The sequence below is a fragment of the Viridibacterium curvum genome, assembly GCF_039544165.1.
GTDB classification, from domain to species: domain Bacteria; phylum Pseudomonadota; class Gammaproteobacteria; order Burkholderiales; family Rhodocyclaceae; genus Viridibacterium; species Viridibacterium curvum.
The window spans coordinates 921,348-945,207 of the sequence record NZ_BAABLD010000008.1; the positions used below are offsets into that span (position 1 = coordinate 921,348).

Genomic DNA, 23,860 nt, shown 5'->3' on the forward strand with positions numbered 1-23,860 from the left:
TCATGCGCCGCTGCCCGCGCGGCGCACGTTAGCCCACTCCAGCCCGAATCGCGCGAGGTACTTGCGCAAGCGGTCGGCATCGTTTGCAACCTTCTTCTCCTGCCGCGACATGGCGAACAGCTTACGGCCCGCGTCGGAGAGACTGTCGGCCTGACGGCAGACATTCAGCACCGCGTCCAGCTGGCAGCGGTCGAACAGGTCCAGGGCATCGGCCGCGTCGCCCAGCACTTCCTGCACCAGATCGCGTGCGACTCCGCCAGACCAGCCACTTCGCAGCCGGGCGATTTCCTCGACGACCAGCGCCTCGGTGATGCGGCCCGATTCGGCCAGCGTCGCCATGCGCGTCAGCGAGGCCGACAGCTCGCGGAAGTTGCCGCGCCACAACGCCTGCGACGAGGCCGCGAAGTCGAGATAGCGCTGACGTGCTTCCACATTGAAGCGCACCTGCTGGTTGTGTTCCTGCGCAAAGCGCTCCAGTTCGAACTCCAGGTTGGGCGCGATATCCTCCGGGCGCTGCGCGAGCCCCGGCAGATCGAAGGTCCACAGGTTGATGCGCGCGAACAGGTCTTCACGGAAGCGCCCCTCGCTGACCCACTGGCGCAGGTCGCGGTGGGTACCGGCGATGAGCTGGAAGTCACTCTCCACTTCCTTATCACCACCGAAGGGGAAGAAGCGCTTCTCTTCGATGGCCTTCAGCAGCATGGCCTGCTCGTCCAGCCCCAGCTCGCCGATCTCGTCGAGGAACAGCAGCCCGCCATCGGCCGCGCGCAGCAATCCCGGCCGTTCGCTCTGCGCACCCGTGAAGGCGCCCTTCACGTGACCGAACAGCGTCGACATCGCCGAATCGCCGCGCAGCGTCGCGCAGTTCACCTCGACAAAGCGCCCGGCCAGGCGCTGCTTCTGACGCTTGAGTTCATACACCCGCCGCGCGAGGAATGACTTGCCCGCTCCAGTGGGCCCCACCATCAACATCGGCGCCTTCGAGCGTCCGGCCACCTTCTCGATCTGCTCGATCATCTGGTTGAACGCCGCATTGCGCGTCGCGATGCCCGACTTCAGGAAGCTCACCGTGTCGTCATGCTCGCGCGCAAAGCGCTGCGCGATCTTGTTGTAACGCGATAGGTCGAGATCGATCAGCGCGTAGCTGCCAATCGTGTTAGCCACATCCTTCTTGCGCGGCGGCGAGGTCTGCACTAGGCGCGCCGGCAGGTAGCGCGCCTCTGCGAGCAGGAACCAGCAGATCTGCGCCACGTGCGTCCCCGTGGTGATGTGGATCAGGTAATCCTCGGCCTCCACGTCGAAGGAATAGCCCCGCGCGAAGTCATGCAGCGCCGTGTAGACCTCTTCGAAGTCCCAGGGGTCGCGCAGCGCCTGCAGCACGCTCACCACCTCGGTTTCGGGCGACACGGCGGCGATGTCGCCCTTCACGCGGTCGAACAGGCTCTGGCTGCGCGCATCGTGCAGCAGCTCCAGGCGGTGCACCACCAGGTCTTCCTGCTGGCACAGCCCGACCGTGGGCCGCCACTTCTCCCAGCGCTGGCTGCCCTTGCCACCGTAGTCGAGCTGGGTGCCGAGGAAACCGATGACGACGTTTTTCCGCATGACTATCTGTATGGATAAGTTACTAGCTATAAGTCTATCGATACTGGCGCCTGGCGTCTTCCTGGAATTCAGGCAAATAACAGGAATAAAAGTAAAAACAATCACTTGGAACATTTCTCGGCTGTGTATGCCGCGCTGGCACGCAACTCGCAATAAGGAGTGCATTGCAGCCTGAAGCAACAGCCCACGAGCAGGGGATCAAAACCCCGCTGGTGCCGGAGAGCCGGATTCCGATCTGTCGTTCGCCGGTATGCCGCCGCAGACGACTGTGATGAACGGGTGATCTCGTTGGGAGCTGGCCGGGTTCGATTCCCGGGTCACCCCCAAATTGGATAGCTCAATTGGGTAGAGCAATCGGCTCATAACCGATGTGTCGCGGGTTCGACTCCCGCTCCACTGCCTTAACAAGGCAAAGCAATGCAGTACCCGTCGGTCGCGGAATGCGTGAGCACCCGCCACCGGCCCGGATCGGCCTCCCGCCCGCACAGGTGGCAGGGCGTCCGGTGAGAGGAAGACGTCTGGCGTGGTGCGGGCCCTCTGGCCCTTACTGAACCCGGACTGAAGCCCCCACCGCTCGCCTCCCCGCCCGTGTCGAAGGGCAGGCCCTCCGGGCCGGTGAGGACCGGCACAAACGGAAATCAAAAGGGGAATGAAGATGTTGAAGCGCTTTGTGATCAAGAAGAACGAACGTGGTGTGTTGCTCAGGGATGGCGATTACCAACGCATCCTGAACGCCGGCCGTCACTACTTCTTCGACCCGCTCGGCAGCCTCGCGGTGCAAACCTGGAAGCTCGACGCGCCCATGACCGATGTGGCCCTCGTCGACTACCTCGTGCAGACCGACCCCGATACCGCAGCCGAGTGCTTCGAATCCATGGAGCTGAGTGAAGACGAAGCCGGGCTGCGATATGAGAATGACGTGCTGGTTGAAGTGATGGCGCCGGGCTTCCGTCGTGTGTTCTGGAAAGGCTTGACGCGCCAGCGCCTCGAACGCGTCGCGCTGAACGACGGCTACGTGTTGCCTGCCGAACTGACGGCTCGCATCCTGCAGCCCAGCTTGCGCGGCCGTCCTGTCGCGGGTCTGGTTGGCGTGCTGCTTGTTCAGGTGCCCGCCTATCACCTCGGTGTGCTGCGGGTCGACGGCAAGATCGAGCGCCTGCTCAAACCGGGTGCCGAAGCCTTCTGGCGCTTCAACCGCGATGTGCAGGTCGAGCTGGTCGATACGCGGCTGCAGAGCATGGAGGTCAGTGGTCAGGAAATCCTGACGCGCGACAAAGTGAGCCTGCGCCTCAACCTTGCCGCAACCTGGCGTTACACCGACGTACTGCTGGCTTTCGAAAAGCTCGCCAAGCCCGCCGATCATCTCTATCGCGAACTGCAGTTCGGTTTGCGCGAAGCGGTGGGAACGCGAACGCTCGACGAACTGCTGGAGAACAAGCAGGTCATCGACGAGTTTGTCGGCAACTACGTGGTTCGGAAGCTCGACGGTTTTGGCATCGAGGTCGGAAGCATCGGCGTGAAGGACATCGTCCTGCCCGGTGAGATGAAGACCATCCTCGCCAAGGTGGTCGAGGCTGAAAAAGCCGCCGAGTCGAACGTGATCCGTCGTCGCGAAGAAACCGCTGCGACCCGGTCGCTGCTCAACACGGCCAAGGTGATGGAAGACAACCCCACCGCCCTGCGTCTCAAGGAGCTCGAAACCCTTGAGCGTGTGGCCGAAAGGATCGACCGCATCTCCGTGTTCGGTGGGCTGGATCAGGTCCTGAACGGACTGGTAACTATCAAGGGTGCATGAGCCACCCACCCTCTCCCGCGTTGGCGGGGCGAGCTGGGGTTTCGGAAAGCATGCTTTCCGCCAGCGCAGCCGGTCGGCAGTGCAATGCCGACGGTGGGGGCGCCGAGCGCGGGTGGCGCGCAGCGCCGGGAGAGGGCGTTACAGCAACAGGTTTGAGCCCCGCTACCAATCGGGTAGCGGGGCCTGGGCCAGGAGGGCTCATCGTGAAAAGCGGAAAGCAACGCAAGGCAGAGATCAAGTCAGCACGGCTGCGTCGCGCAGCGCGCTCAAAGGCTGGTGCAATCGGCCAGCCCTGGCGCCTGCCTGCCAATGTGATCGCCTGCAACCCCAGCCAGCTGGCGCACTACAACAGCTACGGCCAGCCGGCTTTCGTGCAGCGTGGCTACTACGAAGATCAGTACTTCCGTTGCTGGGACTGCGGCGCGTCGTGTGTCTGGAAGGCTGAACGACAAAAGTGGTGGTACGAAGTGGCGCAAGGCTCCGTGTATTCCATAGCCATCCGCTGTGCAGCCTGCCGTGCGGCAAAGCGCGAAATCAGTGCCCGATCCCGTCAGGCTATGCAACAACAATGAATCAGCCTCGCTACCATTCGGGCAGCGAGGCGGGGCCCGGAAAGCCCCAACGAAAGGAATGAACATGGAATACCAGCTTCTCGAAGTCGAAAACGGCAAGCCCATCAAGATGTGGACGCAAGGCGTGCCTGTCGAAGACGAAGCGCGTCAGCAGCTCATGAACACCGCGAAGATGCCCTTCATCTACAAGCACATGGCTGTGATGCCCGACGTGCACCTCGGTAAGGGTTCGACCATCGGCAGCGTGATTCCCACCCTGGGTGCCATCATCCCGGCCGCCGTGGGTGTGGATATCGGCTGCGGCATGATGGCCGCGCGCACCACGCTCGTCGCCAGCGACCTGCCCGACAACCTTGTCGGCCTGCGCAGCGCCATCGAACGCGCCGTACCGCATGGCCGTACCGTTTCACGCGGATCGCATCGCGATAAGGGTTCATGGGACACGCCGCCCGCCACCGTCGACGCCATGTGGGGTGAACTGGTCACGGGCTTCAAACGCATTGCCGACAAGCACCCGCGCCTGAAGAACACCAACAACCACAAGCACCTCGGAACGCTCGGAACCGGTAACCACTTCATCGAAGTCTGTCTGGACGAGGCCGACCGCGTGTGGTTCATGCTGCACTCCGGCTCGCGTGGTGTGGGGAACGCCATCGGCACCCACTTCATCGAGCTCGCGCAGAAAGACATGCAACAGCACATCGCCAACCTGCCCGACAAGGACCTGGCCTACTTCGAAGAAGGCAGCCAGCACTTCGACGACTACGTCGAAGCCGTCGGCTGGGCGCAGGACTTCGCACGCCGCAACCGCGCCGTGATGATGCAGAACGTCATCGCCGCCGCGCGTACGGTGATCGCCAAGCCCTTCGACGCCGATGTGGAAGCCGTGAACTGCCACCACAACTACGTGCAGAAAGAGACCCACTTCGGCGCCGAAGTCCTCGTCACCCGCAAGGGCGCCGTGTCGGCACAGAAAGGTCAGCTCGGCATCATCCCCGGTTCGATGGGCGCGAAGAGCTTCATCGTGCGCGGCCTCGGTAACGAAGAAGCCTTCTGCTCATGCAGCCACGGCGCCGGGCGCAAGATGAGCCGCAACGAAGCCAAGCGCCGTTACACCGTCGCCGACCAGGTCGCTGCGACGGCGCACGTCGAGTGCCGCAAGGACGCCGAAGTGATTGATGAGATCCCGATGGCGTACAAGGACATTGATGCGGTGATGGAAGCGCAGCGTGAGCTGGTGGAGGTGGTGCATACGCTGCGGCAGGTGGTTTGTGTGAAGGGGTAATAGAACTAGTTCAGCGGAATCGAACTGGCTACGCGGCGAAAAGGAGATTGGAATGGTTAGCGTTTTGTGGGACTGGTCTCCCGAAGAGGCCTTTCAGAAGCCCTATGAGTACGACACACAGAGACAGTTCTCCGAGGAGTGCCGTGGTTTCCTGCGCGCGCTATTAGCGGAGTTAGGCAAACAAAACATGAGCTTTGGGCGTGATGAGACAACCTTCGAGAAGGCCGCTTGGATGCTCAGCCTTGACCTTGTAGATGGCCTCCTCGAGTTGGTCCAACTTGTTGATGAGAAGCGTCATCGAGCAGCAAGCCGCATGTTTCGCGATGCCATTGAAACTATCGACTTACTAAAAGTCTTGAATCAGAAGACAGACCAAGCAGCAGAGGTTCTGCGCTCGTGGTACGCCAATGACACGCTGAGTCACGGTAAGTGCCGAGCCATACTTGCGGGCGGATATGGCGAGTCGTGGAAGAAGGATCGATCGGATTATTACTATGCCCTTTCGAAGTTTACTCATAGAACATATCGCGCTCTTTTGAAGAGCTACATCTTGGGAGGAAACGACCGACTTGTTTTCGATGGCATGAGGGGCGGTAAGGAGCTTGTTCTACCTCATACAATCTCGGCCTACTACGCGATCTCAGCAAGTCTCGTGCGACAGGCTCTGGAGGTTCTGCAAGAGTGCAGGATGTTGCCGAATTCGCCGGTTCAACCAATTTGGGCAGTGAGTAGCCCGGATGAAGCGCAGCGGAATCCGGGACCGGTGGACGTTCAATGACAACAACCCCGGATTCCGGCCTTTGGCCTGCATCCGGGCTACAGCGGCGGTTCGCAAGCGCCAGAACAATGAGCTATTGAAATGAACACGAAACCCGCGCTGCTGAGCGCCCACCCCATCGCCGACAACATCCGCACACGCGTGCTGCAAGCCCTCGACCAGATCGAAGCCGAGCACCACGTGAAGGTGCTGTTCGCCTGTGAATCCGGCAGCCGTGGCTGGGGCTTTGCCTCGCCGGACAGCGACTATGACGTGCGCTTCGTCTACGTGCATCGCCTGCCCTGGTACCTGACGGTGGAGCCGCAGCGCGATGTGATCGAGCTGCCGATCAGTGATGAGCTGGACGTTAGCGGCTGGGATTTGCGCAAGGCCTTGCAGCTGTTGCGCAAGTCCAACCCGACCTTGCTGGAGTGGCTGGATTCGCCGGTGGTCTATCGCGAAGACGCGGCGCAGGCGGCGCGCATGCGTGCGCTGGCGCCGAAGTTCTTCTCGTCGCTGCGCGGGCGCTATCACTACCTCGCGATGGCGAAGAAAAACTTCCGTGGCTATCTGCAGGGCGAGTCGGTGCGGCTGAAGAAGTACCTCTACGTGCTGCGCCCGCTGATCGCCGTGCGCTGGATCGACGCAGGCAAGGGCATGCCGCCGATGCGCTTCGCCGACCTCGCCGCTGGCGTGCTTGACGATCACGCGCTGATTGACGAGATCAACCGTCTGTTGGCGATCAAGATGAGTGCCGGTGAAGCCGAGTACAGCCCGCGCTGGCCGGCGATTCACGCCTTCATCGAGGCGAAGCTGGAAGGCGCTGAGCGCAACCCGGACTACAAGCGGCCGCAGGGCGATGCGAGCGAGCTGGATCGTTTCCTGATGGATGTGGTGATGGCACAGGAGTCTGCGTGATGAACGTGCTGTTCCTCTGCAGCCAGAACAAGCTGCGCAGCCCGACGGCCGAGCAGGTGTTCGCGGAGTATCCGGGCATCGCCTGTTCATCCGCCGGGTTGAACCACGACGCCGAGAACCCGCTGACACCGGAGCTGCTGGACTGGGCCGAGCTGATCTTCGTGATGGAGAAGGCGCAACGCAGCAAGCTGCAGGCGCGCTTTGGCGAGCATCTGCACGACAAGCGCGTGGTGTGCCTGAACATCCCGGACAACTACCGCTTCATGGAGCCGGCATTGGTTGCGCTGCTGGAGAAGAAGGTGATGCCGCATCTGCCGGCGTGATGCCTCGGAGTGTGGCCCCACCCTCGTCATTCCCGCGAAGGCGGGAATCCAGCGTCGTTAGGAAAGGTTCAAAAGTCACTGGATTCCCGCCTTCGCGGGAATGACGGTCAAAGTTGAAGAAGCAGAACAAATGAACATGATTGAACTCGATGGCTCGCAAGGCGAAGGCGGCGGGCAGATTCTGCGCACGGCGCTGACGCTGTCGATGATTACCGGCACGCCGTTCCGCATCGAACGTATCCGCGCAAAGCGCAGCAAGCCGGGGCTGTTGCGGCAGCATCTGACGGCGGTGAAGGCGGCGGCGGAGATCTGTGGCGCGCAGGTGGAAGGTGCCGAGGCGGGCTCGCTGACGCTGAGCTTCACGCCGGGAGCGATTCGCAGCGGTGACTACCGCTATGCCATCGGCACGGCGGGTAGCTGCACGCTGGTGCTGCAGACGGTGCTGCCGGCACTGTGGTTTGCCGATGCGCCGAGCACCGTGCATGTGAGCGGCGGTACGCACAACCCGGCGGCTCCTCCGGCTGACTTCCTGATCACGGCCTGGCTGCCGCTGCTGCGGCGCATGGGAGTGCAGATGGACCTTGACTTGCTGCGCCACGGCTTCTACCCGGCGGGTGGTGGCGAGGTGCGCGCGCGTGTGCAGCCGGTGGCGGCATTGCTGCCTCTGACGCTGGATGCGCGTGGCGAGTTCGTATCGGCGCAGGCGACGGCCATCATCGCAGGCGTGCCCGGCGAGGTGGCCAAACGCGAGCTGGATGTGTTGCAGCAGGAGCTGGGCCTGGCCGATCTGCAGGTGCGTGGCCTGCCGGGCAACCAGGGGCCGGGCAATGCGCTGCTGGTGGCGCTGCACTATGCGGCAGTGAGCGAGGTGTTCATGGCGCTTGGCGAGAAAGGCCTGCCAGCCGTGCGCGTTGCAGAGGGTCTGGCGCGTGAGGTGACGGCGTATCGCGACGCTTCAGGCGCGGTGGCCGAGCACCTGGCCGACCAGTTGCTGCTGCCGATGGCACTCGCCGGCGCGGGTAGCTTCACGACAACGGCGCTGTCGTCGCACCTGAAGACGAATGCCGAGGTGATCGCGAAGTTCCTGGCGGTGGAGATCCATGTGCATGACTGCGGGCAGGAGCGCGACGGCGCCTGGCGCGTGGCGGTGTTGTAGGAGGAGGCCATGCCCCCGACTGCGGGTGAGTTGGTCGCGTGTGTGGCCCGCTCCTACAGCTGCGCCGGAGTGATGCGCCTGTAGGTCGCTGCCTGCCCCACGCGCTCGCCGTTCTCGATGAGGTTCCACACGGTCACATCCTCGATCCAGAAACGCTGCCCCTGCTTGCCGATGCGCAGGCCGCGGTAGCCGGTGGAGAAGCCCTGGCGTCGCACATCGGCGAGCAGGGCTTCGCGTTCTTCGCGGCGCGGGGCTTCGGCAGACAGGCGCGAGGGCATGCCGAGGAATTCGTCGCGGGCGAAGCCGAAACAACGCAGGGTGGCGGCATTGGCGTAGACGAAGCACGGGTCTTCGCTGGCGTCGTGGGCAAGCACGCAGAAGGGAGCGTCGTCGCGCAACCAGTCGAGAAGAGCCTGCCCTTCAAGCGCCAGGTCGGCGAGCGGCCGGCCGAGCAGGCGCAGGTGCGAATCGAGGATCAGGGCAGCCCAGTCAGTTTCATTGCGTGTCATGCGCGGTCCTTCTTCGGGGAGCGGCGCTTGCCGGGGGCGATGCCCAAGGCATCGAGGCGCAGCAGGATCTCGGTGCGCTGCTCGCGGGCGACGTCTTGCCAGGGGCGGTTCTCGATGGCGCCGATGAGGCCATAGAGCAGGTTGAGGCTGATGCCGGGTTCGCTGGCATGCAGGCGGGCGTAGACGAGGTAGGGGTCGGCAGCCTGCAGTTGTGCAGCGGTGTGGATGCCGATGCGGGCGAGCATGTCGCGGCTCTTGGGGCCGAGGCCGGGCAGGGCGTCTGGCGTGGGCGGTGTGGCGGCGGCGCGGGGCATGGCGGCTCGTTGCGGGAGAGGACGATATTGTCGGCGATTTGCACGGAGCGCGGTCCGTCTGGCCGATCACTGTCGCGTGTCATGGGTTTGTTGTCGACGCTGGGCTATGCTGGGTCTTCGCGAGCTTCGGAGTGAATCATGAAATCTGTTCAATTGCCTTCGGGCGAGTCTGTGCCTGCATTGGGTCTCGGTACCTGGTGCATGGGTGATGAGCCGGGCGCGCGTGCCGAAGAGATTGCAACGATCCAGCTGGCCATCGACAGTGGCATGCGTGTGATCGACACCGCCGAGATGTATGGCGAGGGGCGCGCGGAGTCGCTGGTGGGCGAGGCGATTGCTGGGCGGCGGGAAAACTGCTTTCTGGTGAGCAAGGTCTATCCGCACAACGCCTCGCGGCGCGGCGCGGTGCAGGCTTGCGAGCGCAGCCTGGAGCGACTGGGCACCGACTGCATTGACCTCTATCTGCTGCACTGGCGTGGCAATGTGCCGCTGGAGGAGACGCTGGAAGCCTTCCTCTCGCTGCAGGGCGCGGGCAAGATCCGCTACTTCGGCGTGAGCAACTTCGACACCGATGATCTGGCCGAGTGGTGCGAGCTGGATGAGGGCGCCTCGCTGGCGACCAACCAGGTGCTCTACAACCTGACACGGCGTGGCGTGGAGCGCGACCTGCTGCCCTGGATGCGCGAGATGGAGATTCCGCTGATGGCTTACTCGCCCATCGAGCAGGGGCGACTGGCGGGCAACGCGAAGCTGGCCGGTTTTGCGAAGCAGCACGACATGACGCCCGCGCAGGCGGCGTTGGGCTGGCTGCTGGCGAACGAGGATGTGCTGGTGATTCCGAAAACCGGCAACCGCGCACGCCTGCGCGAGAACCTGCAGACCATAGAGAAGGCGCTGGACGAGGCGCAGCTGATCGAGCTGGATGCGCTGTTCCCGGCGCCCAAGGGGCGGGTGCCGCTGGAGATGCTGTAGCGGACTGCGGCTGCGAAAATCCGCAAGGATGATCAAGTGCTGTCGCCGAGCATGTCGTGACAGGAACACGCATCGGAGTGCCCCGTGAAAACCACCACCCGCGAACGCTACGCTGAACGCATCGAGCGCGTTGTGCGCTTTCTGAACACGCATCTGGATGCCGACATTGATCTGCATCGGCTGGCTGAGGAGGCTGCGCTGTCGCCGTATCACTTTCACCGTGTCTATCACGCCCACATGGGTGAGACGGTGCAGGAAACGGTGCGACGCATGCGCCTGCATCGGGCTGCGCAGGGTTTGCAGGAGAGTTCACACCCGGTGGCGCGGATTGCGCGTGAGGCAGGGTTTGGCAGCGTGCCGGCATTCAGCCGGGCTTTTCGTGCGGCCTACAGCTTGCCGCCGGCAGCGTTTCGCGCGCGTCGCTTCGTTGCGTTTCCTGTTCTTCCACTTCCCGGCAAACAGGAGATCGCCATGCAAACCGTCACTATCGAAAACCGTCCCGCCCTCAAGGTCGCCGCGCTGGCGCACCAGGGGGATTACCAACTGATCGGCAACAGCTTTGACCGCCTCACTGCCTGGGCCGGTGGCCAGGGCTTGCTGGGGCCGCAAACGCGCAGCTTTGGCATTTACTACGACGACCCCGACGCGATGCCGCTCGCCCAGCTGCGTTCGGAGGCCTGCCTTACCGTGCCCGACACGTTTGAGGGCATGGGTGACTATCGTGCCCTGCACACGCCCGGTGGGCGCTGCGCAGTGCTGGAGTTCGTCGGCCCATACGTCGAGCTGCACAAGGCCTACACCTGGCTGTTCCGCGAGTGGTTGCCGGGCAGTGGTGAGGAGCCGGGCGACGCGCCGGCCTTCGAGGAGTATCTGAACGATCCGCGCGACACGCCACAGGAGGCGCTGCGCACGGCGATCTGCATTCCGCTGAAGCCGCGCTGAGCAAAACAGAAGGGCGCCAAGCTCAGCGCGAGGCGCCCGTTTCTGGGCCCGACTGAAGTGAGGGGCAGACCTATGGCGGCCTGCGCTTCAGACGAGGCAGGTGGTTTTTCCGCAGAGCCGCCTCAAGGAAAAACCGCAACCCCCTTGGGGGGTGGTGACGGCTACCGCAGTGTGCCGTCACCGGGGGTACAAGGTTTCCGCAGAGCCGCCTCAAGGAAAAACCGCAACCCCCTCGGGGGGTGGTGACGGCTACCGCAGTGTGCCGTCACCGGGGGCGCCAGCCTTCGCAGAGGGCGCCCGGTTTTTCCGCAGAGCCGCCTCAAGGAAAAACCGCAACCCCCTTGGGGGGTGGTGACGGCTACCGCAGTGTGCCGTCACCGGGGGCACAGACTACTTGCCCATCTGTTTCTTCATCTGCTCCATCATCTTCTGGATGTCTTCCTGCGACATCTTGCCGTTGCCGCCGGGGGGCTGTGTGCCGCCCTTGCCGAGGCTGTTGATGACCATGCCGTTCACACTGATGTCGCCGGGCTTGAGCCCGCCGGTACAGGCGCCGAGGTAGCGCACCTTCACCTGGCTCTTCATCTCGCCCGTGCCGTTCTTGGGTGGCGGGTCCATGCGCATGGTCATGTCGACCTGGTAGCTGGAGTTGAAATCGCCAACGGCGATGGAGTGCATGGTGGTCGTACCGCGCTCGTTCCTGCAAACCACGGTGGCGTCGTAGCCATTGGGCAGCTTCTTGACCACCGCGGGCTCGCACTTCATGTTGGGCTGCTGGCCCTGCTGCATGCTCTTGCTCTGCAGCTCGGCGTCGGTAGCGGGGTCGCTGCACTGGAGCATGGTCATGCCGCCGGGGATGGGCATCTGGGCGCTCTCCATTTTCATCTCCCACAGACCGGGTTTGCGCTTGGGCATGTCCTGCGCGGTGGCGGCGAGGCTGAGGGCAAGCAGGGGCAGACAGAACAAGGATTTCATGCGACGTCTCCTGTGGATCGGCAAGCAACCTGCGGATGCTACGCCTTCAGGGTTTCAGCGTCACCAGCATGCCCCGAAGGCGCACATCGACCGAGCGTCCCCCCACCGTGCAGTCGAACTGATCGTCGGACGACGCGCGCTGGTCACCGAGCCAGCTGTGCAGGCGGATGGCTGCATCGAATTTCTGATCGTCCAGGCCGTCGAGGACGCGCACCAGCGTGTCCTGGAATGCAGCGAGGCAGGCGGTGCGGGCATCCGCATACTTATCAACCCGGGCGCTGCCTTCGAAAGCGTCCGGGCCGAAACGCTGTGTGTAGGCGGGTAGATCCTGAAAGCCCCAGTGCAACTTGTAGCTGTGGGCACGCAGCAGCCGCTGCACGCTCGACGTGGCGAGGCCTTCGCTGATCGGGATGCTGATGACGCTGGAGCGGATTTTTCTGGGTGCGAGCGGTGGCGCTCCACGCTCCGCCAGCTTCCTTGCATGATCTGGCGTCACGATGAGCTCGGCCAGCAGCTTGATGTCATTCTTCGCAAAGCCCATGCGACAGTGGAAGGTACCCACGGGCTGGCTGCCCGGGCCCATGGCGTCCTGGATGAAGACCGCGTCGTACTCGCGTGCACGTGCGATCTGAACGATTGCGCCTACGGCGCTGGCGAGCGCCTCAATGCAGCGGTCTTTTTCGCTGCTGCCGAAACTGAGCGCACTGCTGCGCTTGTGCTCATCGGGCCGGGCGCGTTCCACCCATTGTGGAATGCTCGCTGGATCGACGATGACGTTAACTGCCGGGTCCAGCACTTTGGGCAAGAGATCGCCAGCCAAGGCTTCAGACCAGGTGATCGGCATGCTGGAGGCGGCAAACGTGTTTGAGGCGGATAGCGACAGCGCGACAAGGCCAGCGACGAACAGTTTTGCAGCCACGAGAATCCCGGAGTCCTGTTGAGCTGCGGGATTCTACCCATGTGTCAGGCGAGGATGCTGCCGACATTCAGGGCGATGATGGCCGCAGTGATGCCGCCCATGGCGATGCGTGCCCGCATGCTAATGACGCGGTCACCCATGATGCTGCGACGTGACGCAATGATGACCAGTGGCACAAGGGCGAAGGGCAAGGCGATACCCAGAACGACCTGGCTGCCGACGAGCAGGCTGTCGGCATCGGTCTTGCCGCTGATTGCCATGATGCCCAGCGCTGCAAGCGCGACCACGATGCGTGTCACCACGCCGCGCCAGCGTTCGAAGCGTGAGCGGGCAGCACCGCCTTGCGCGAAGCCCCGGCTGATGACACGACCCGCCATCACGCCGGTGATCGCCGAGCTCTGGCCGGCCGCGTAGAGGGCAATCGCGAAGAGGATTGCTGCACCGACGCCGAGCACATCGCGCATGGCGTCGTGCGCGCCTTCGACGCTGCTGACCTGAACACCGCTGGCCGAGAGCGAAGCGGCTGCGACGATCATGATGGCGGCGTTGACGAACATGGCGAGGCCGAGCGACACCACGGTGTCGTTGCGCGCAATGCGGTAGGCGATGGCCTTGTCGGCATTGCGGATGTCGCGCATGCGTTCTGCGAGCATGCCGGAATGCAGGTAGAGGTTGTGTGGCATGAGCGTGGCGCCGAGGATCCCGAGCGCGAGCACGAGGCCGGCGCGTTCGCTGAGTGCCTTGCCGGTGTCGGCCACACCCTGCGCGGCAGCGCCCCAGTCCGGCCCGATCTGTACGAGCAAGACGATGAAGGCAAGTGCGACGACACCGATGAGGATGTTGACCACCTGCTCGTGCGCGCCTTTGCGCAGGCCGGAGAGCGCGAGAAAGGCTGCGGTGGCCACACCGGTCACGACGATGCCGACAGGAAGCGCGAGGCCGAAGAGCAGCTGCAGTGCAATTGCGCCACCCACGAGTTCCGCAAATGCCGTGGCGAGGATGGCTGCCTCGCCGGCAAGCCAGGCTGCCTTGGCTACCGGGCGCGGCATGTGGCGCGCGCTGAGGGTGGCGAGATCTTCACCCGTGGCCAGCACTACGCGTGCAACAAGGGTCTGGAACACCATGGCGATGAGGCTGGCGAGAATTACGACACCGAGTAGCTGGTAACCGAAGGCCGAACCGCCGGCGATATCGGTTGCCCAGTTGCCGGGATCGACGTAGCCGACTGCGACGAGCAGACCGGGTCCGACGAGACGGCGCAAGGGAAGCCCGCCCGCTTCGCGTGAAGGTGCGCCAGATACGGCAAGAATGAGTGCGCTCATATGTTTCCCCGTTGCGATCAATGCCCGTGCAAACGGGCTTGATGGCATTCTGGGCGAGCGACATCAATAGATCCAATTGATTGAATGCGTCACGGCGATTGCCAGTGCCTATCAAAAAGCCGGCAACTCAGCCCTTCGCATCCTTGTTGAAGTAGGGCTTCAGCCCGCAGGGCACGAGGGAGTTTTCGGCTTGCAGGGCCTGGGCGCCGTCCGGGTCGGTCGAGGCGCCAGCGTAGTGGGCGATTTCGTGCAGTACTGTCGCCGCCATCCTCTTGACGTCGCCGCGGCCATCGATCAGGGCGAACAGGCTGATACCGATGTCCTTGCCGGCGCCGTTGCCCATCGGCAGATCGTTTTCGGTGTGCTTGCCGATCGGGGTCAGCAGATGGAACACCAGCTCGTCTTTTTCCATGATGTCCGCAAGGCTGCGGGCTTTGTGCAGCGTCTTGAAGTAGCCATTGCATTTGTCGCTTTTCGCGCAGTTGTCGGCAATGTGTTTCCAGGCGTCGGTGAGCTGCTTCTCGGGGGTGATGGTGATGATGTCGCTGCCATCGAGGCGCAGGCTATAGACCGCGTCGAAGCGTGCGTACTTGTAGACCTTGCTGAGAACGCGGGGAATGGAACAGTGGTTCTCCCCGATGTGAAGTTTCATGGGCATGGCAGATCCTGACCTGGGAAGAGTGTTTACGCATTGTCACGACCTGCCCGCACAGGCACAAGTGACCGCCTGGGGCGGCCAGCCTCAAAGGAGTGAGGGTGTTCAGCGCTGGCGGTTTTTCACGGCGCCGAAGCGCACGCCGATCATGACGGCGAAGAAGGTCAGCACGGCGCCCACCAGGTGCATGGCGAAAGATTGCCGGCTTCCCAGCAGCACGCCCAGCACGACGCTCATTACGGCCATGACGGCGCCGAGCGCAAACTCGTTCTCACCCGCTTTGCGCGCACAGACGTAGCCACCCAGGGCCGAGAACATGCAGCCGCCGACGTAGCCGACGATCATGATCCATGAGTCCATGGGCAGGTCACTGGCGTTGGCGGCAATCTGCTCTGCCGACATCCCCGACGCGGCCAGGCTGATGCTGTAGGCAATGCCCAGCGCGACGGACAGCACCAGGGTGCCGCCGATGTCCACCGCCAGTCCCCATAACAAGGCCTTGACGCGCGCGCCCTTGCGCGGCCCCTGCGGCGATTCCTTCGGATCTTCAACCGGTGCATTGGGCGGGGTGAAGGGGTTGCTCACTTGGCGTTCCTCATGGATTCATATGGCATGCGCGGCATTGTGCATCAGGATGCTGCGCAGAAGCTTTGCCAATCACGGCGGATTTGTGTTGCAACCTGTTGCGCGCTGCGCAGCAGAGGAGTCCGCCAGCTCTTTCGCGCAGCGAAGTTCTGCAGGGCTTCGATACTGTCGCTGCCGTGCTGCCCGGCGCTGCGTAGTTGCGCCCAGGCCAGCACCTCGGCCTGTGTCTGCAGCAGGCTGGCGAGTCGCTTTGGTTTGCGCCGGCAAAGGGCGAGGTCGACGCGGTCCTGCGCGGGTTGCAGGTCGCGCAGTACGAAATGCTGGAGGCGCCATTCGAGCGGCTGCAGGAAGGCATTGGGAATCGCCTGCATGCGTGTCTGGATGGCGATGAGTCGCTGTGCCGGGTCGTGCCGCACCATGCTGTGGTCCGTGCCGGGCGTAGCGAACTTGAGGTCGAGCAGTGCGTTGCCATCCGGCGAACCCTGCCCCCGCACGAGCACGATGTAGCGCGGCAGACCGAGACTGGCGTTGCCACTGATACGGCGCGCTGCGTCCAGCGGCTTGAAGAAATGCGGATCGTCCTGAAGCAGCGCGAAGTCTTGCATCCGCTGCAGCAGGGCATCGTGTTCGTCCTCGTGCAGCGGCAGCGCCTTGCCGTTGTCGAGGCGGATGCGCCGCTGTTTGCCGTGGCGCCGCGTGCGGCTGTCGAGGAACGCGCGCTGGCTGCGTTTGCGCAGGCTGGACAGCAGGTCGCCGACGATGCCGCGCGCCGTGTCGCGTTCCACCCAGCGAGGCTTGCCGCTGGCGAGTGTGCCGACCCACACCTCCAGTGCTTCTGCGCACAGTGCCTCGACGTCGTCTGGCGCGATGGCCAGCCCGGGGGCGGCGACATGGACGCTGCTCAGCAGACGCAGCAGATCCAGCGTCGCGGGTGCGAGGCGAGCTTCGTCGAAATCGTTGATGTCGAAGTAGACCAGGCCGTTGTCGCCACGGTAACTGCCGAAGTTCTCAAGATGCAGGTCACCACAGGCCCAGGCCAGCGGTGCGTCGCGCAGCGCGGCAATGGCAGGCAGGCGGCTGTTGAACAACCAGGCTGTGCCGCGCAGGAAGGCGAAGGGATCGGCACGCCAGGCGGCGTACTTGAGCGCCAGCCGCTCGGGGTCGCGATCGGCGTCGTTCTGGCGGATGCGTTCCAGCAGGGTATCGGCAGCAGAGCTCATGACCCGCATTGCGCCACCAGATGTCCGGGCAGGTCAATCAGTGCCACTGGTAGATGGCCTTGAGCAGCATGGCGACGCCGACCAGTACCAGCGCGATGGCGAACAGGCGCTGCAGGCTTGCCGACGGCAGGCGGCGGTTGAGCAGGCGGCCAGTGACGAGGCCGGCCACCGTGGCCATGGCGAAGCTGAGTGTCAGAGCGGGTGGCGGCGATACGCCATGCAGCAGCGCGAGGCACACGCCACCCGAGCTGACGAGTGCCATGACCAGCAAGGAAGTGGCGACCGACCCGCGTTGCGAGAGATGCGTGAACCGTCGCAGCATGGGCACGATGACGAAGCCACCGCCGACACCGAACAGGCCGGTCATCATGCCACTGGCGGCACCCACGCTGGACATCACCGCCGCCGTCGCAGGCGACCAGAGAAACCTCCCGGTGGCGGCGTTGATGATGCCCACGTTGCGGAAGGTAGGCGTACCTTCATCGCGCATTGGCGCGAACAGCATGCGCAGCGCCGAGATCAGGCAGATGCCCGCGAAGCCCAGCACCAGCCAGTGCTGGGACAGGATTGCGGCGAGGTGCAGACCCAACGAAGTGAAAGGCAGGCTGCAAGCCGCGATGACGCCTGCGGCGCGGTAGCGCGCGAGACCGGCACGCAAGCCGTCGATGGCACCGATCGCAGTGCTGCTGCAGATGGCGACCAGCGCGATTGGCGCAGCCTCCTGCATGCGCAGGCCCAGCGTCGCAATCAGCAGGGGCACGGTGAGGATGCCGCCGCCCGCGCCGCAGCTACCCATGATGAGACCAATCAGTACGGCACCCACAATGGCCGTCAGCATGCGCAAACCCTTCCTGCGATCTTCCGCACTGCACGGAATTGGTGATCATGCTGCACGAAAATCAACAGTGCTGCTGCAAATGCAGCACGCGGCATGCCGGGGCCGATATCCGTCGGACTGCCGCAAATCCAACGCTGGTGCGGCTTGAGGGGAGTTTCGGGGAAGCTGCCGGTGTGTGGCATGGCGTTTGCTCGTCCTGACTTGTCATAACAAGTTATCGCGGACGCAAATTGCGTACCGCGAGCGGAACCGACAGAGATGAAACAAGCCAGACGTACAGCTACCAGGCTGGGCGCAGGCGCGGCGGTTCAATCGCCGGGCCGCCCCAAGATTGAACCGGCCCCCTTGGGGGGCGGCGTGGCTCCGGAGGAACACGCCGGGGGCCGTAAGATTTCTCGCTTGTCGCCCCAGCCCATGTACGCGCAGATCAAGGAGGAGCTGCGCGCACGCATTCTCGACGGGCGATACACGCCGCACGAGCGCCTGCCCTCCGAGAGCGAACTGATCGCCCTGTTCGGCGTGAGCCGCATCACCGTGCGCCAGGCGCTGGGTGATCTGCAGCGTGAAGGCCTGCTGTTCAAGATCCACGGCAAGGGCACTTATGTGTCCAAGCCCAAGACCTTCCAGGAACTGGGGCAGCTCGAAGGCTTTGCCGAGGCCATGAGCAAGCGCGGCTTCGAGACCTTCAACCGTGTCGTTGCCCAGCGCACGGTGAAGGCCGCACGCGATGTGGCCGACCATCTTCAGGTTCCTCTCAACACCAGCGTCACCGAAATCCGCCGCGTACGCTTTCTCAACCGCGAGCCGATCTCGCTCGACGTCAGCTGGTTCGAGCGCGAGCTCGGCGACCGGCTCCGCCGCGCGGACCTCGCACACCGCGACATCTTTTCCCTCATCGAGAACGAATGCGGCATTCCGCTGGGGCGTGCGGAGCTGCAGATCGAAGCCATGCTCGCCGACGAGACGCTTGCCGGCCTGCTGCTGGTCGAAGAGGGTTCGCCCATCCTGCGCATGGAACGTCTCACCTACAGCGCGGCCGGCAAGCCACTCGATTACGAACACCTTTACTACCGGGGCGATGCCTTCCAGTACCGCATGCATATTGAAAGGCATGCCGGGCAGGCTCCCTCCATCAAGCGCGCAGGAGAAGCCGAATGAACACCGTGGAATACGAGGTCGACGTACTGGTAGTGGGTGGCGGCACGGCGGGGCCGATGGCCGCCGTGAAGGCCAAGGAGCGCAACCCTTCGCTGCGTGTGATGGTGCTGGAGAAGGCCAACGTCAAGCGCAGCGGGGCGATCTCGATGGGCATGGACGGGCTCAACAACGCCGTCATCCCCGGCCACGCGACGCCCGAGCAATACACCAAGGAAATCACCATCGCCAACGACGGCGTGGTGAACCAGGAGACGGTGTATGCCTACGCGAAGAACAGCTATCGCGTGATCCAGGAGCTGGACAAGTGGGGCGTGAAGTTCGAGAAGGACGAGACCGGCGACTATGCCGTGCGCAAGGTGCACCACATCGGCACCTACGTGCTGCCGATGCCGGAAGGTCACCACATGAAGAAGGTGCTCTACCGCCAGCTCAAACAGAAGCGCGTGGAAGTCACCAACCGCGTCATCGCCACGCGCGTGCTGCTTGACGAGAACGGCGCAGCAGCAGGTGTGATGGGCTTCGACTGCCGCACGGGCGACTTCGTGCTGATCCGTTCCAAGGCCGTGATCCTGTGCTGCGGCGCTGCGGGTCGACTCGGTCTGCCGACCTCGGGTTACCTCTTCGGTACCTACGAGAACCCGACCAACGCGGGAGACGGTTACGCCATGGCCTACCACGCCGGTGCCGAGCTGGCGAACCTCGAATGCTTCCAGATCAATCCACTGATCAAGGACTACAACGGCCCCTCCTGCGCCTACGTCACGGGTCCCTTCGGCGGCTACACCGCCAACAACAAGGGCGAGCGCTTCATGGAGTGCGACTACTGGTCGGGCCAGATGATGATGGAGTTCTACAACGAGCTCTCCAGCGGCAATGGTCCCGTCTTCCTCAAGATGAACCACCTCGCCGAGGAAACCATCCAGACCATCGAGACCATCCTGCACAGCAACGAGCGCCCGAGTCGTGGCCGCTTCCATGAAGGGCGTGGCACGGACTACCGCGAGAAGATGGTCGAGATGCACATTTCCGAGATCGGCTTCTGCTCGGGCCACAGTGCCTCCGGCGTATGGGTGAACGAGAAGGGCGAGACCACCGTCAAGGGCCTCTACGCCGCCGGTGACATGGCCGCCGTGCCGCACAACTACATGCTGGGTGCATTCACCTACGGCTGGTTCTGCGGCGAAAACGCGGCGGACTATGTCGGCGAACTCGGTGAGCAGGTCGTCGATCCCGCGCAGATAGCTGCCGAGCGCGCACGCATCGAGGCGCCGCTGTTGCGCAGCGATGGCCTGCCACCGAATCAGGTCGAGTACAAGCTGCGCCGCGTGGTCAATGACTACCTGCAGCCGCCCAAGGTGACTCGCAAGATGGAGCTGGGCCTCGATCGCATCGCGCAGATCCGCAATGACCTCGAACAGATGTCGGCCAGCAATCCGCACGAGCTGCTGCGCGCGATGGAGGTCTATCACATCGCCGACTGTGCCGAGATGGCAGCGAAGGCTTCGCTCTACCGCAAGGAGAGCCGCTGGGGCCTCTATCACTTCCGCGTCGACTACCCGCAGAAGAACGATGCCGAGTGGTTCGTGCATTGCCATCTGAAGAAGGGCGCGAATGGCGAGATGGAGCACCTCAAACGCGCCATCGAGCCCTACGTCGTGCCGCTCGAAGAGAGCGAGAAGAGTGCCTACGACAAGCTGCGCATTCCGCGCCAGCCGATCGCAGCGTAGCAAATGCTTCGTCATTCCCGCGAAGGCGGGAATCCAGTGACTTCTCAGAGATTTGCAAGTCGCTGGATCCCCGCCTTCGCGGGGATGACGGTAAGAACGAGTTGCCAAGAAAGGAAAAGTGTCATGCCCCTGGCCGCCACCCTCACCAGCGTCCCCGTCGTCATCGACGAAGAGAAGTGCATTGCCCACAAGGGCTGCACCGTCTGCGTCGACGTCTGCCCGCTCGACGTGCTCGCCATCGACCTTTCCAAAGGCAAGGCCTTCATGAAGTTCGACGAGTGCTGGTACTGCATGCCCTGCGAGACCGACTGCCCCACCGATGCGGTGAAGGTCAGCATCCCTTACCTGCTGAGATGAATGTGATGTGGTCGTCTGGTCAACGATGCGTTGCCGTTCCCTCTCCCTTGAGGGAGAGGGTGCCTCGTCAGAGGCGGGAGAGGGGGAATGGTGGCTTGTCCATGAGTGCAGCATTTCCCCCTCTCCCGGCCTCCGGCCACCCTCCCCCTCAGGGGGAGGGTGCGGCAACGCGGACGCAGTGATGAACCGGCGTGCTTTGAAATGACGAAAAAGAAAGAACACCCATGAGTAACCCTTTCACAGAACCCAACAGCCTGCGCGCCCGCCTCGCCGATCCTGATGCTGAAGTGCGCCGCATCGCCGTACTCGATCTGCCCTACAGCGACGAAGACGACTACATCGAGTTGCTGACTGCTGCACTCGCCGATGAAGCCGCCAGCGTGCGCGCCGAGGCCGCGCATGCACTCGAAGGCGTCGAGGAAGAAACCGTGGTCAGCGCCCTCGTGCCCATGCTCAAGGACCCCGACGCCGCCGTGCGCCAGGCTGTAGCCGACACCCTGGCCGAACTCAAGGAATCGCGTTGGGGCAGCCTGCTGCTGGGCATGGCGGGCGACGCCGAACCCGGCGTGCAGGCCTCTGCGCTGCGCGCCCTGCGTGCGCTGCGCGTGCCCGAAGCCTTCGCCCCCGCGCTGGCGGCCAGCAGTTCAGCCGATGCCGGCGTGCGACGCGAAGCGGTCGGCGTGCTGGCCTACCTCAAGAACCCCGAAGCGCTGAGCCGCCTCATGCAGCTGGCCACCGGCGACAGCGAGCCCGAAGTCCGCAAGGCCGCTGTGGGAGCCATGGGCTTTGCTGGCAGCAGCGACGTCAGCAGCGCGCTGGAAGCCGCGCTCACCGACAGCGTCTGGCTGGTGCGCGAAGAAGCGGCGCACACCCTGGGCAAGCTCAAGGCACTCAGCGCTGTGGCAAAGCTCATCGCGGCGATGCAGGACGAGTACTGGCAGGTGCGCGTTGCCAGTGCGCGCGCGCTGGGCAAGATGAAGGCGGTGGAAGCTCTGGCCGTGTTGCTGCAGGCCCTGGGCCACGAGATGAGCAATCTGCGCAAGGAAGCGGCGATTGCCTTGGGCAGCCTGGGTGACGCGCGTGCGCTGCCCGCGCTGGAAGCCGCATCGAATGACCCGGATCCAGACGTGCGCAAGCTGTCGCGTCTGGCGGTGGCGAGCATTGCCGCCGCGCAGGGTGCGTGAGGGGGCAGGCTGGGTTCGGGAGCACAGGGGCGTGCGAAGCATGGCCCTCATCCCCAACCCTTCTCCCGGAGGGAGAAGGGAGCGAAAAGCCCTCTCCCTGCGGGAGAGGGTTGGGTGAGGGTTAGTGGAGGGTTGGGTGAGGGGTCAGTCAGGGCGCACGGAGGAATGGCATCGACCCCTGCGGTGTGGCGTCGATGGGGCGCAGGAATTCAAATCCGCACCAATGGCGGTGCGGATGTGTGGCTATCAAGGTCGGTAGCGTGTTGGCGAAGGGAGAGCGGTCATGGTGAGCAAGTGGATCAAGCGCGCGGGAAGCGGACTCGCGCTGGTGCTGATGGCAGGCCTGTCAGCGAGTGTCTGGGCACAGCAGGAAGTGGTGGTGGGCATCGGCACGCAGAGCACGACCACCAATACCGTCACCGGCGGCATCGTGCTGGAAAAGCTTGGGCTGCTTGAGAAGAACCTGCCGAAGACCGGCAAGTACGCGAACATCAAGTTCAAGATCGACTGGCAGAACTTCACCTCGGGTCCGCCCGTCACCAACGGCATGGTCGCCAACAAGCTGCACATCGGCATGATGGGGGACTACCCGCTGCTGGTGAATGGCGCCACCTTTCAGGCCGGCAACGAAACGAAGAGCCGGCTCATCGCCATCCTCGCCTACAACCAGTTCGGTGCAGGCAATGGCGTGGTGGTGCACAAGGATTCGCCCTACTACCAGCTCTCCGATCTCAAGGGCAAGAAGGTCTCCGTGCCCTTCGGATCAGCCGCACACGGCATGATGCTCAAGGCCATGGAAGACCGTGGCTGGAAGGAAGACTTCTGGGATCTCTCCTCGCAATCTCCCGAGGTCGGCACCACCAACCTGCAGGAGAAGAAGATCGATGCGCATGGTGACTTCGTGCCCTTTGCCGAGCTGCTGCCCTTCAAGGGCTTCGCGCGCAAGATCTTCGACGGTGTTGAAACCAAGCTGCCGACTTTCCACGGTGTGGTGGTGCGTGAAGACTTCGCCAAACAGTACCCGGAGTTTGTCGTCGCCTATCTGAAGTCGGTCATCGAGGCCAACGAGTGGGTGAACAAGAACCCCAAGGAAGCCGCCGAGAAAATTGCCGAATGGACCAAGATCGACAAGGAAGTGGTCTACATGTTCCTCGGCCCGGCCGGTATCCACACGCTGGACCCGACGATCAAACCCAAGTGGATCGAGACCATCAAGTACAACACGGGCGTGCTGCAACGCATGGGCCGCGTGAAGACATTTGATGCCGACGCCTGGGTGGATGAAACCTACGTGCGTCAGGCCTTCAAGGAAAAGAACCTCGACTACGACAAGCAGAAAGCCAGCTTCGCCGGTACCGAGGTCAAGGGTACGGACCCCTTCTGCAAGAAGCCGATTGCCAAGAGCATTGAAGCGGGCGAGATCTGGCTCAAGAGCGGCGAACTGACGGCCTACAGCTCTGCCGCCTGCACCCTGGGGGCGATCAAGGCAGCGCAGGCTGCCGGCAAGTCGATCGGCGTGGCCTTCCTGTTCGACCAGAACCTCAACATCAAGCTGTTCGCCGACCACGCCTTCTTCGCCTTCAGCGACAAGGATGCGAAGAACCTCGTGATCGAACCCTTCCTGCTCAAGAAGGATGCCGAGGCTTACGCGGCCAAGGTGGGCGGCAAGGTGCTGGAGTACGAGCAGGTGTTGGCGGCGGTGAAGTGAATGGTGTGCCCTCTCCCGCTTGCGGGAGAGGGTGGCCGAAGGCCGGGAGAGGGTGTCGCGCGATCTG

Annotated in this window: 24 protein-coding genes and 1 tRNA gene; 15 read left to right on the top strand and 10 right to left on the bottom strand. The window is 63.5% G+C overall.

The genetic code is table 11. The features are described 5' to 3' along the window. A complete protein-coding gene (rtcR, locus tag ABEA02_RS12050; protein ID WP_345533216.1) occupies nucleotides 1-1,602 on the bottom strand; it encodes an RNA repair transcriptional activator RtcR in 1,602 nt (533 codons plus the stop codon). 326 nt (nucleotides 1,603-1,928) lie between these two features. Between rtcR and ABEA02_RS12055 the strand changes: the two genes are divergently transcribed. From ABEA02_RS12055 to rtcA, 8 genes are all read left to right on the top strand, one after another. Continuing rightward, a tRNA-Ile gene (locus ABEA02_RS12055) sits at nucleotides 1,929-1,999 on the top strand. A gap of 258 nt (nucleotides 2,000-2,257) precedes the next feature. Continuing rightward, a complete protein-coding gene (locus tag ABEA02_RS12060; RefSeq protein WP_345533217.1) occupies nucleotides 2,258-3,397 on the top strand; it encodes a slipin family protein in 1,140 nt (379 codons plus the stop codon). A 203-nt stretch (nucleotides 3,398-3,600) separates the two neighbouring features. After that, entirely contained in the window at nucleotides 3,601-3,969 is a 369-nt protein-coding gene (locus tag ABEA02_RS12065; protein WP_345533218.1) for a zinc-ribbon domain containing protein, read from the top strand. Between the two features lie 64 nt (nucleotides 3,970-4,033). Further along, nucleotides 4,034-5,254: an RtcB family protein gene (locus tag ABEA02_RS12070; RefSeq protein ID WP_345533219.1), complete on the top strand. Its 1,221-nt coding sequence runs from the start codon at nucleotides 4,034-4,036 to the stop codon at nucleotides 5,252-5,254. A gap of 52 nt (nucleotides 5,255-5,306) precedes the next feature. Beyond that, nucleotides 5,307-6,032: a hypothetical protein gene (locus tag ABEA02_RS12075; protein WP_345533220.1), complete on the top strand. Its 726-nt coding sequence runs from the start codon at nucleotides 5,307-5,309 to the stop codon at nucleotides 6,030-6,032. Nucleotides 6,033-6,113: 81 nt separating this feature from the next. Continuing rightward, nucleotides 6,114-6,929 (top strand): nucleotidyltransferase domain-containing protein, encoded by an 816-nt coding sequence (locus tag ABEA02_RS12080; protein ID WP_345533221.1) that lies wholly within the window; start codon nucleotides 6,114-6,116, stop codon nucleotides 6,927-6,929. Continuing rightward, the gene (locus ABEA02_RS12085) at nucleotides 6,929-7,252 is read left to right on the top strand and encodes a low molecular weight protein tyrosine phosphatase family protein (RefSeq protein WP_345533222.1); all 324 of its coding nucleotides are present in this window, start codon (nucleotides 6,929-6,931) and stop codon (nucleotides 7,250-7,252) included. Before ABEA02_RS12080 ends, ABEA02_RS12085 begins: the two co-directional genes overlap by 1 nt. Before the next feature lie 130 nt (nucleotides 7,253-7,382). Further along, on the top strand, nucleotides 7,383-8,408 hold the full coding sequence (gene rtcA, locus ABEA02_RS12090) for an RNA 3'-terminal phosphate cyclase (protein ID WP_345533223.1): 1,026 nt from the start codon (nucleotides 7,383-7,385) through the stop codon (nucleotides 8,406-8,408). Nucleotides 8,409-8,461: 53 nt separating this feature from the next. Here rtcA and ABEA02_RS12095 read toward each other — a convergent pair whose 3' ends face one another. Next, nucleotides 8,462-8,917 carry an MEKHLA domain-containing protein gene (locus ABEA02_RS12095; protein ID WP_345533224.1) on the bottom strand — a complete coding sequence of 152 codons (456 nt, stop codon included), beginning with the start codon at nucleotides 8,915-8,917 and terminating at the stop codon, nucleotides 8,462-8,464. After that, entirely contained in the window at nucleotides 8,914-9,231 is a 318-nt protein-coding gene (locus ABEA02_RS12100; RefSeq protein ID WP_345533225.1) for a TfoX/Sxy family DNA transformation protein, read from the bottom strand. Before ABEA02_RS12100 ends, ABEA02_RS12095 begins: the two co-directional genes overlap by 4 nt. Nucleotides 9,232-9,369: 138 nt before the next feature. Here ABEA02_RS12100 and ABEA02_RS12105 point away from each other — a divergent pair, with 138 nt between their 5' ends. Next, on the top strand, nucleotides 9,370-10,203 hold the full coding sequence (locus ABEA02_RS12105) for an aldo/keto reductase (RefSeq protein ID WP_345533226.1): 834 nt from the start codon (nucleotides 9,370-9,372) through the stop codon (nucleotides 10,201-10,203). A gap of 84 nt (nucleotides 10,204-10,287) precedes the next feature. Then, a complete protein-coding gene (locus ABEA02_RS12110) occupies nucleotides 10,288-11,145 on the top strand; it encodes an AraC family transcriptional regulator (protein WP_345533227.1) in 858 nt (285 codons plus the stop codon). Between the two features lie 390 nt (nucleotides 11,146-11,535). Here the strand turns inward: ABEA02_RS12110 and ABEA02_RS12115 are convergent, their stop codons facing one another. From ABEA02_RS12115 to ABEA02_RS12145, 7 genes are all read right to left on the bottom strand, one after another. Next, the gene (locus ABEA02_RS12115) at nucleotides 11,536-12,120 is read right to left on the bottom strand and encodes a DUF3617 domain-containing protein (RefSeq protein WP_345533228.1); all 585 of its coding nucleotides are present in this window, start codon (nucleotides 12,118-12,120) and stop codon (nucleotides 11,536-11,538) included. A 46-nt stretch (nucleotides 12,121-12,166) separates the two neighbouring features. Continuing rightward, complete coding sequence (locus ABEA02_RS12120) at nucleotides 12,167-13,039, bottom strand: hypothetical protein (protein WP_345533229.1); 873 nt, start codon at nucleotides 13,037-13,039, stop codon at nucleotides 12,167-12,169. Between the two features lie 44 nt (nucleotides 13,040-13,083). Continuing rightward, nucleotides 13,084-14,361 (bottom strand): Nramp family divalent metal transporter, encoded by a 1,278-nt coding sequence (locus ABEA02_RS12125; protein ID WP_345533231.1) that lies wholly within the window; start codon nucleotides 14,359-14,361, stop codon nucleotides 13,084-13,086. Between the two features lie 127 nt (nucleotides 14,362-14,488). Then, nucleotides 14,489-15,019: a hypothetical protein gene (locus ABEA02_RS12130; RefSeq protein ID WP_345533232.1), complete on the bottom strand. Its 531-nt coding sequence runs from the start codon at nucleotides 15,017-15,019 to the stop codon at nucleotides 14,489-14,491. 102 nt (nucleotides 15,020-15,121) lie between these two features. Then, nucleotides 15,122-15,601: a hypothetical protein gene (locus tag ABEA02_RS12135; protein ID WP_345533233.1), complete on the bottom strand. Its 480-nt coding sequence runs from the start codon at nucleotides 15,599-15,601 to the stop codon at nucleotides 15,122-15,124. Between the two features lie 44 nt (nucleotides 15,602-15,645). Then, nucleotides 15,646-16,821, bottom strand: coding sequence for a DUF2252 family protein (locus ABEA02_RS12140; RefSeq protein WP_345533234.1), 1,176 nt, complete (start codon nucleotides 16,819-16,821; stop codon nucleotides 15,646-15,648). A 37-nt stretch (nucleotides 16,822-16,858) separates the two neighbouring features. Next, complete coding sequence (locus ABEA02_RS12145; RefSeq protein WP_345533235.1) at nucleotides 16,859-17,659, bottom strand: sulfite exporter TauE/SafE family protein; 801 nt, start codon at nucleotides 17,657-17,659, stop codon at nucleotides 16,859-16,861. Between the two features lie 399 nt (nucleotides 17,660-18,058). Between ABEA02_RS12145 and ABEA02_RS12150 the strand changes: the two genes are divergently transcribed. The 5 genes from ABEA02_RS12150 (at nucleotide 18,059) to ABEA02_RS12170 (ending at nucleotide 23,793) form a co-directional block, all read left to right on the top strand. Beyond that, nucleotides 18,059-18,817 (top strand): GntR family transcriptional regulator, encoded by a 759-nt coding sequence (locus ABEA02_RS12150; RefSeq protein WP_345533237.1) that lies wholly within the window; start codon nucleotides 18,059-18,061, stop codon nucleotides 18,815-18,817. Next, entirely contained in the window at nucleotides 18,814-20,544 is a 1,731-nt protein-coding gene (locus ABEA02_RS12155; protein ID WP_345533238.1) for a fumarate reductase/succinate dehydrogenase flavoprotein subunit, read from the top strand. The genes ABEA02_RS12150 and ABEA02_RS12155 overlap by 4 nt, the downstream gene beginning before the upstream one ends. A 123-nt stretch (nucleotides 20,545-20,667) precedes the next feature. Beyond that, nucleotides 20,668-20,901 carry a 4Fe-4S dicluster domain-containing protein gene (locus ABEA02_RS12160; RefSeq protein WP_345533239.1) on the top strand — a complete coding sequence of 78 codons (234 nt, stop codon included), beginning with the start codon at nucleotides 20,668-20,670 and terminating at the stop codon, nucleotides 20,899-20,901. Between the two features lie 224 nt (nucleotides 20,902-21,125). Continuing rightward, nucleotides 21,126-22,085: a HEAT repeat domain-containing protein gene (locus ABEA02_RS12165; protein WP_345533240.1), complete on the top strand. Its 960-nt coding sequence runs from the start codon at nucleotides 21,126-21,128 to the stop codon at nucleotides 22,083-22,085. A 283-nt stretch (nucleotides 22,086-22,368) separates the two neighbouring features. Beyond that, nucleotides 22,369-23,793 (top strand): ABC transporter substrate-binding protein, encoded by a 1,425-nt coding sequence (locus tag ABEA02_RS12170; protein WP_345533241.1) that lies wholly within the window; start codon nucleotides 22,369-22,371, stop codon nucleotides 23,791-23,793. Nucleotides 23,794-23,860: the final 67 nt, after the last annotated feature.

Bases quoted from the DNA above. Each gene is read 5' to 3' on its own strand.
- ABEA02_RS12130 (WP_345533232.1), bottom strand. From the start codon at position 15,019: ATGCCCATGAAACTTCACATCGGGGAGAACCACTGTTCCATTCCCCGC.
- rtcR (WP_345533216.1), bottom strand. From the start codon at position 1,602: ATGCGGAAAAACGTCGTCATCGGTTTCCTCGGCACCCAGCTCGACTAC.
- ABEA02_RS12125 (WP_345533231.1), bottom strand. From the start codon at position 14,361: ATGAGCGCACTCATTCTTGCCGTATCTGGCGCACCTTCACGCGAAGCG.
- ABEA02_RS12115 (WP_345533228.1), bottom strand. From the start codon at position 12,120: ATGAAATCCTTGTTCTGTCTGCCCCTGCTTGCCCTCAGCCTCGCCGCC.
- ABEA02_RS12095 (WP_345533224.1), bottom strand. From the start codon at position 8,917: ATGACACGCAATGAAACTGACTGGGCTGCCCTGATCCTCGATTCGCAC.
- ABEA02_RS12075 (WP_345533220.1), top strand. From the start codon at position 5,307: ATGGTTAGCGTTTTGTGGGACTGGTCTCCCGAAGAGGCCTTTCAGAAG.
- ABEA02_RS12060 (WP_345533217.1), top strand. From the start codon at position 2,258: ATGTTGAAGCGCTTTGTGATCAAGAAGAACGAACGTGGTGTGTTGCTC.
- ABEA02_RS12145 (WP_345533235.1), bottom strand. From the start codon at position 17,659: ATGCTGACGGCCATTGTGGGTGCCGTACTGATTGGTCTCATCATGGGT.
- ABEA02_RS12100 (WP_345533225.1), bottom strand. From the start codon at position 9,231: ATGCCCCGCGCCGCCGCCACACCGCCCACGCCAGACGCCCTGCCCGGC.
- ABEA02_RS12170 (WP_345533241.1), top strand. From the start codon at position 22,369: ATGGTGAGCAAGTGGATCAAGCGCGCGGGAAGCGGACTCGCGCTGGTG.
- ABEA02_RS12070 (WP_345533219.1), top strand. From the start codon at position 4,034: ATGGAATACCAGCTTCTCGAAGTCGAAAACGGCAAGCCCATCAAGATG.
- ABEA02_RS12080 (WP_345533221.1), top strand. From the start codon at position 6,114: ATGAACACGAAACCCGCGCTGCTGAGCGCCCACCCCATCGCCGACAAC.
- ABEA02_RS12155 (WP_345533238.1), top strand. From the start codon at position 18,814: ATGAACACCGTGGAATACGAGGTCGACGTACTGGTAGTGGGTGGCGGC.
- ABEA02_RS12165 (WP_345533240.1), top strand. From the start codon at position 21,126: ATGAGTAACCCTTTCACAGAACCCAACAGCCTGCGCGCCCGCCTCGCC.
- ABEA02_RS12140 (WP_345533234.1), bottom strand. From the start codon at position 16,821: ATGAGCTCTGCTGCCGATACCCTGCTGGAACGCATCCGCCAGAACGAC.
- ABEA02_RS12085 (WP_345533222.1), top strand. From the start codon at position 6,929: ATGAACGTGCTGTTCCTCTGCAGCCAGAACAAGCTGCGCAGCCCGACG.
- ABEA02_RS12160 (WP_345533239.1), top strand. From the start codon at position 20,668: ATGCCCCTGGCCGCCACCCTCACCAGCGTCCCCGTCGTCATCGACGAA.
- ABEA02_RS12105 (WP_345533226.1), top strand. From the start codon at position 9,370: ATGAAATCTGTTCAATTGCCTTCGGGCGAGTCTGTGCCTGCATTGGGT.
- rtcA (WP_345533223.1), top strand. From the start codon at position 7,383: ATGAACATGATTGAACTCGATGGCTCGCAAGGCGAAGGCGGCGGGCAG.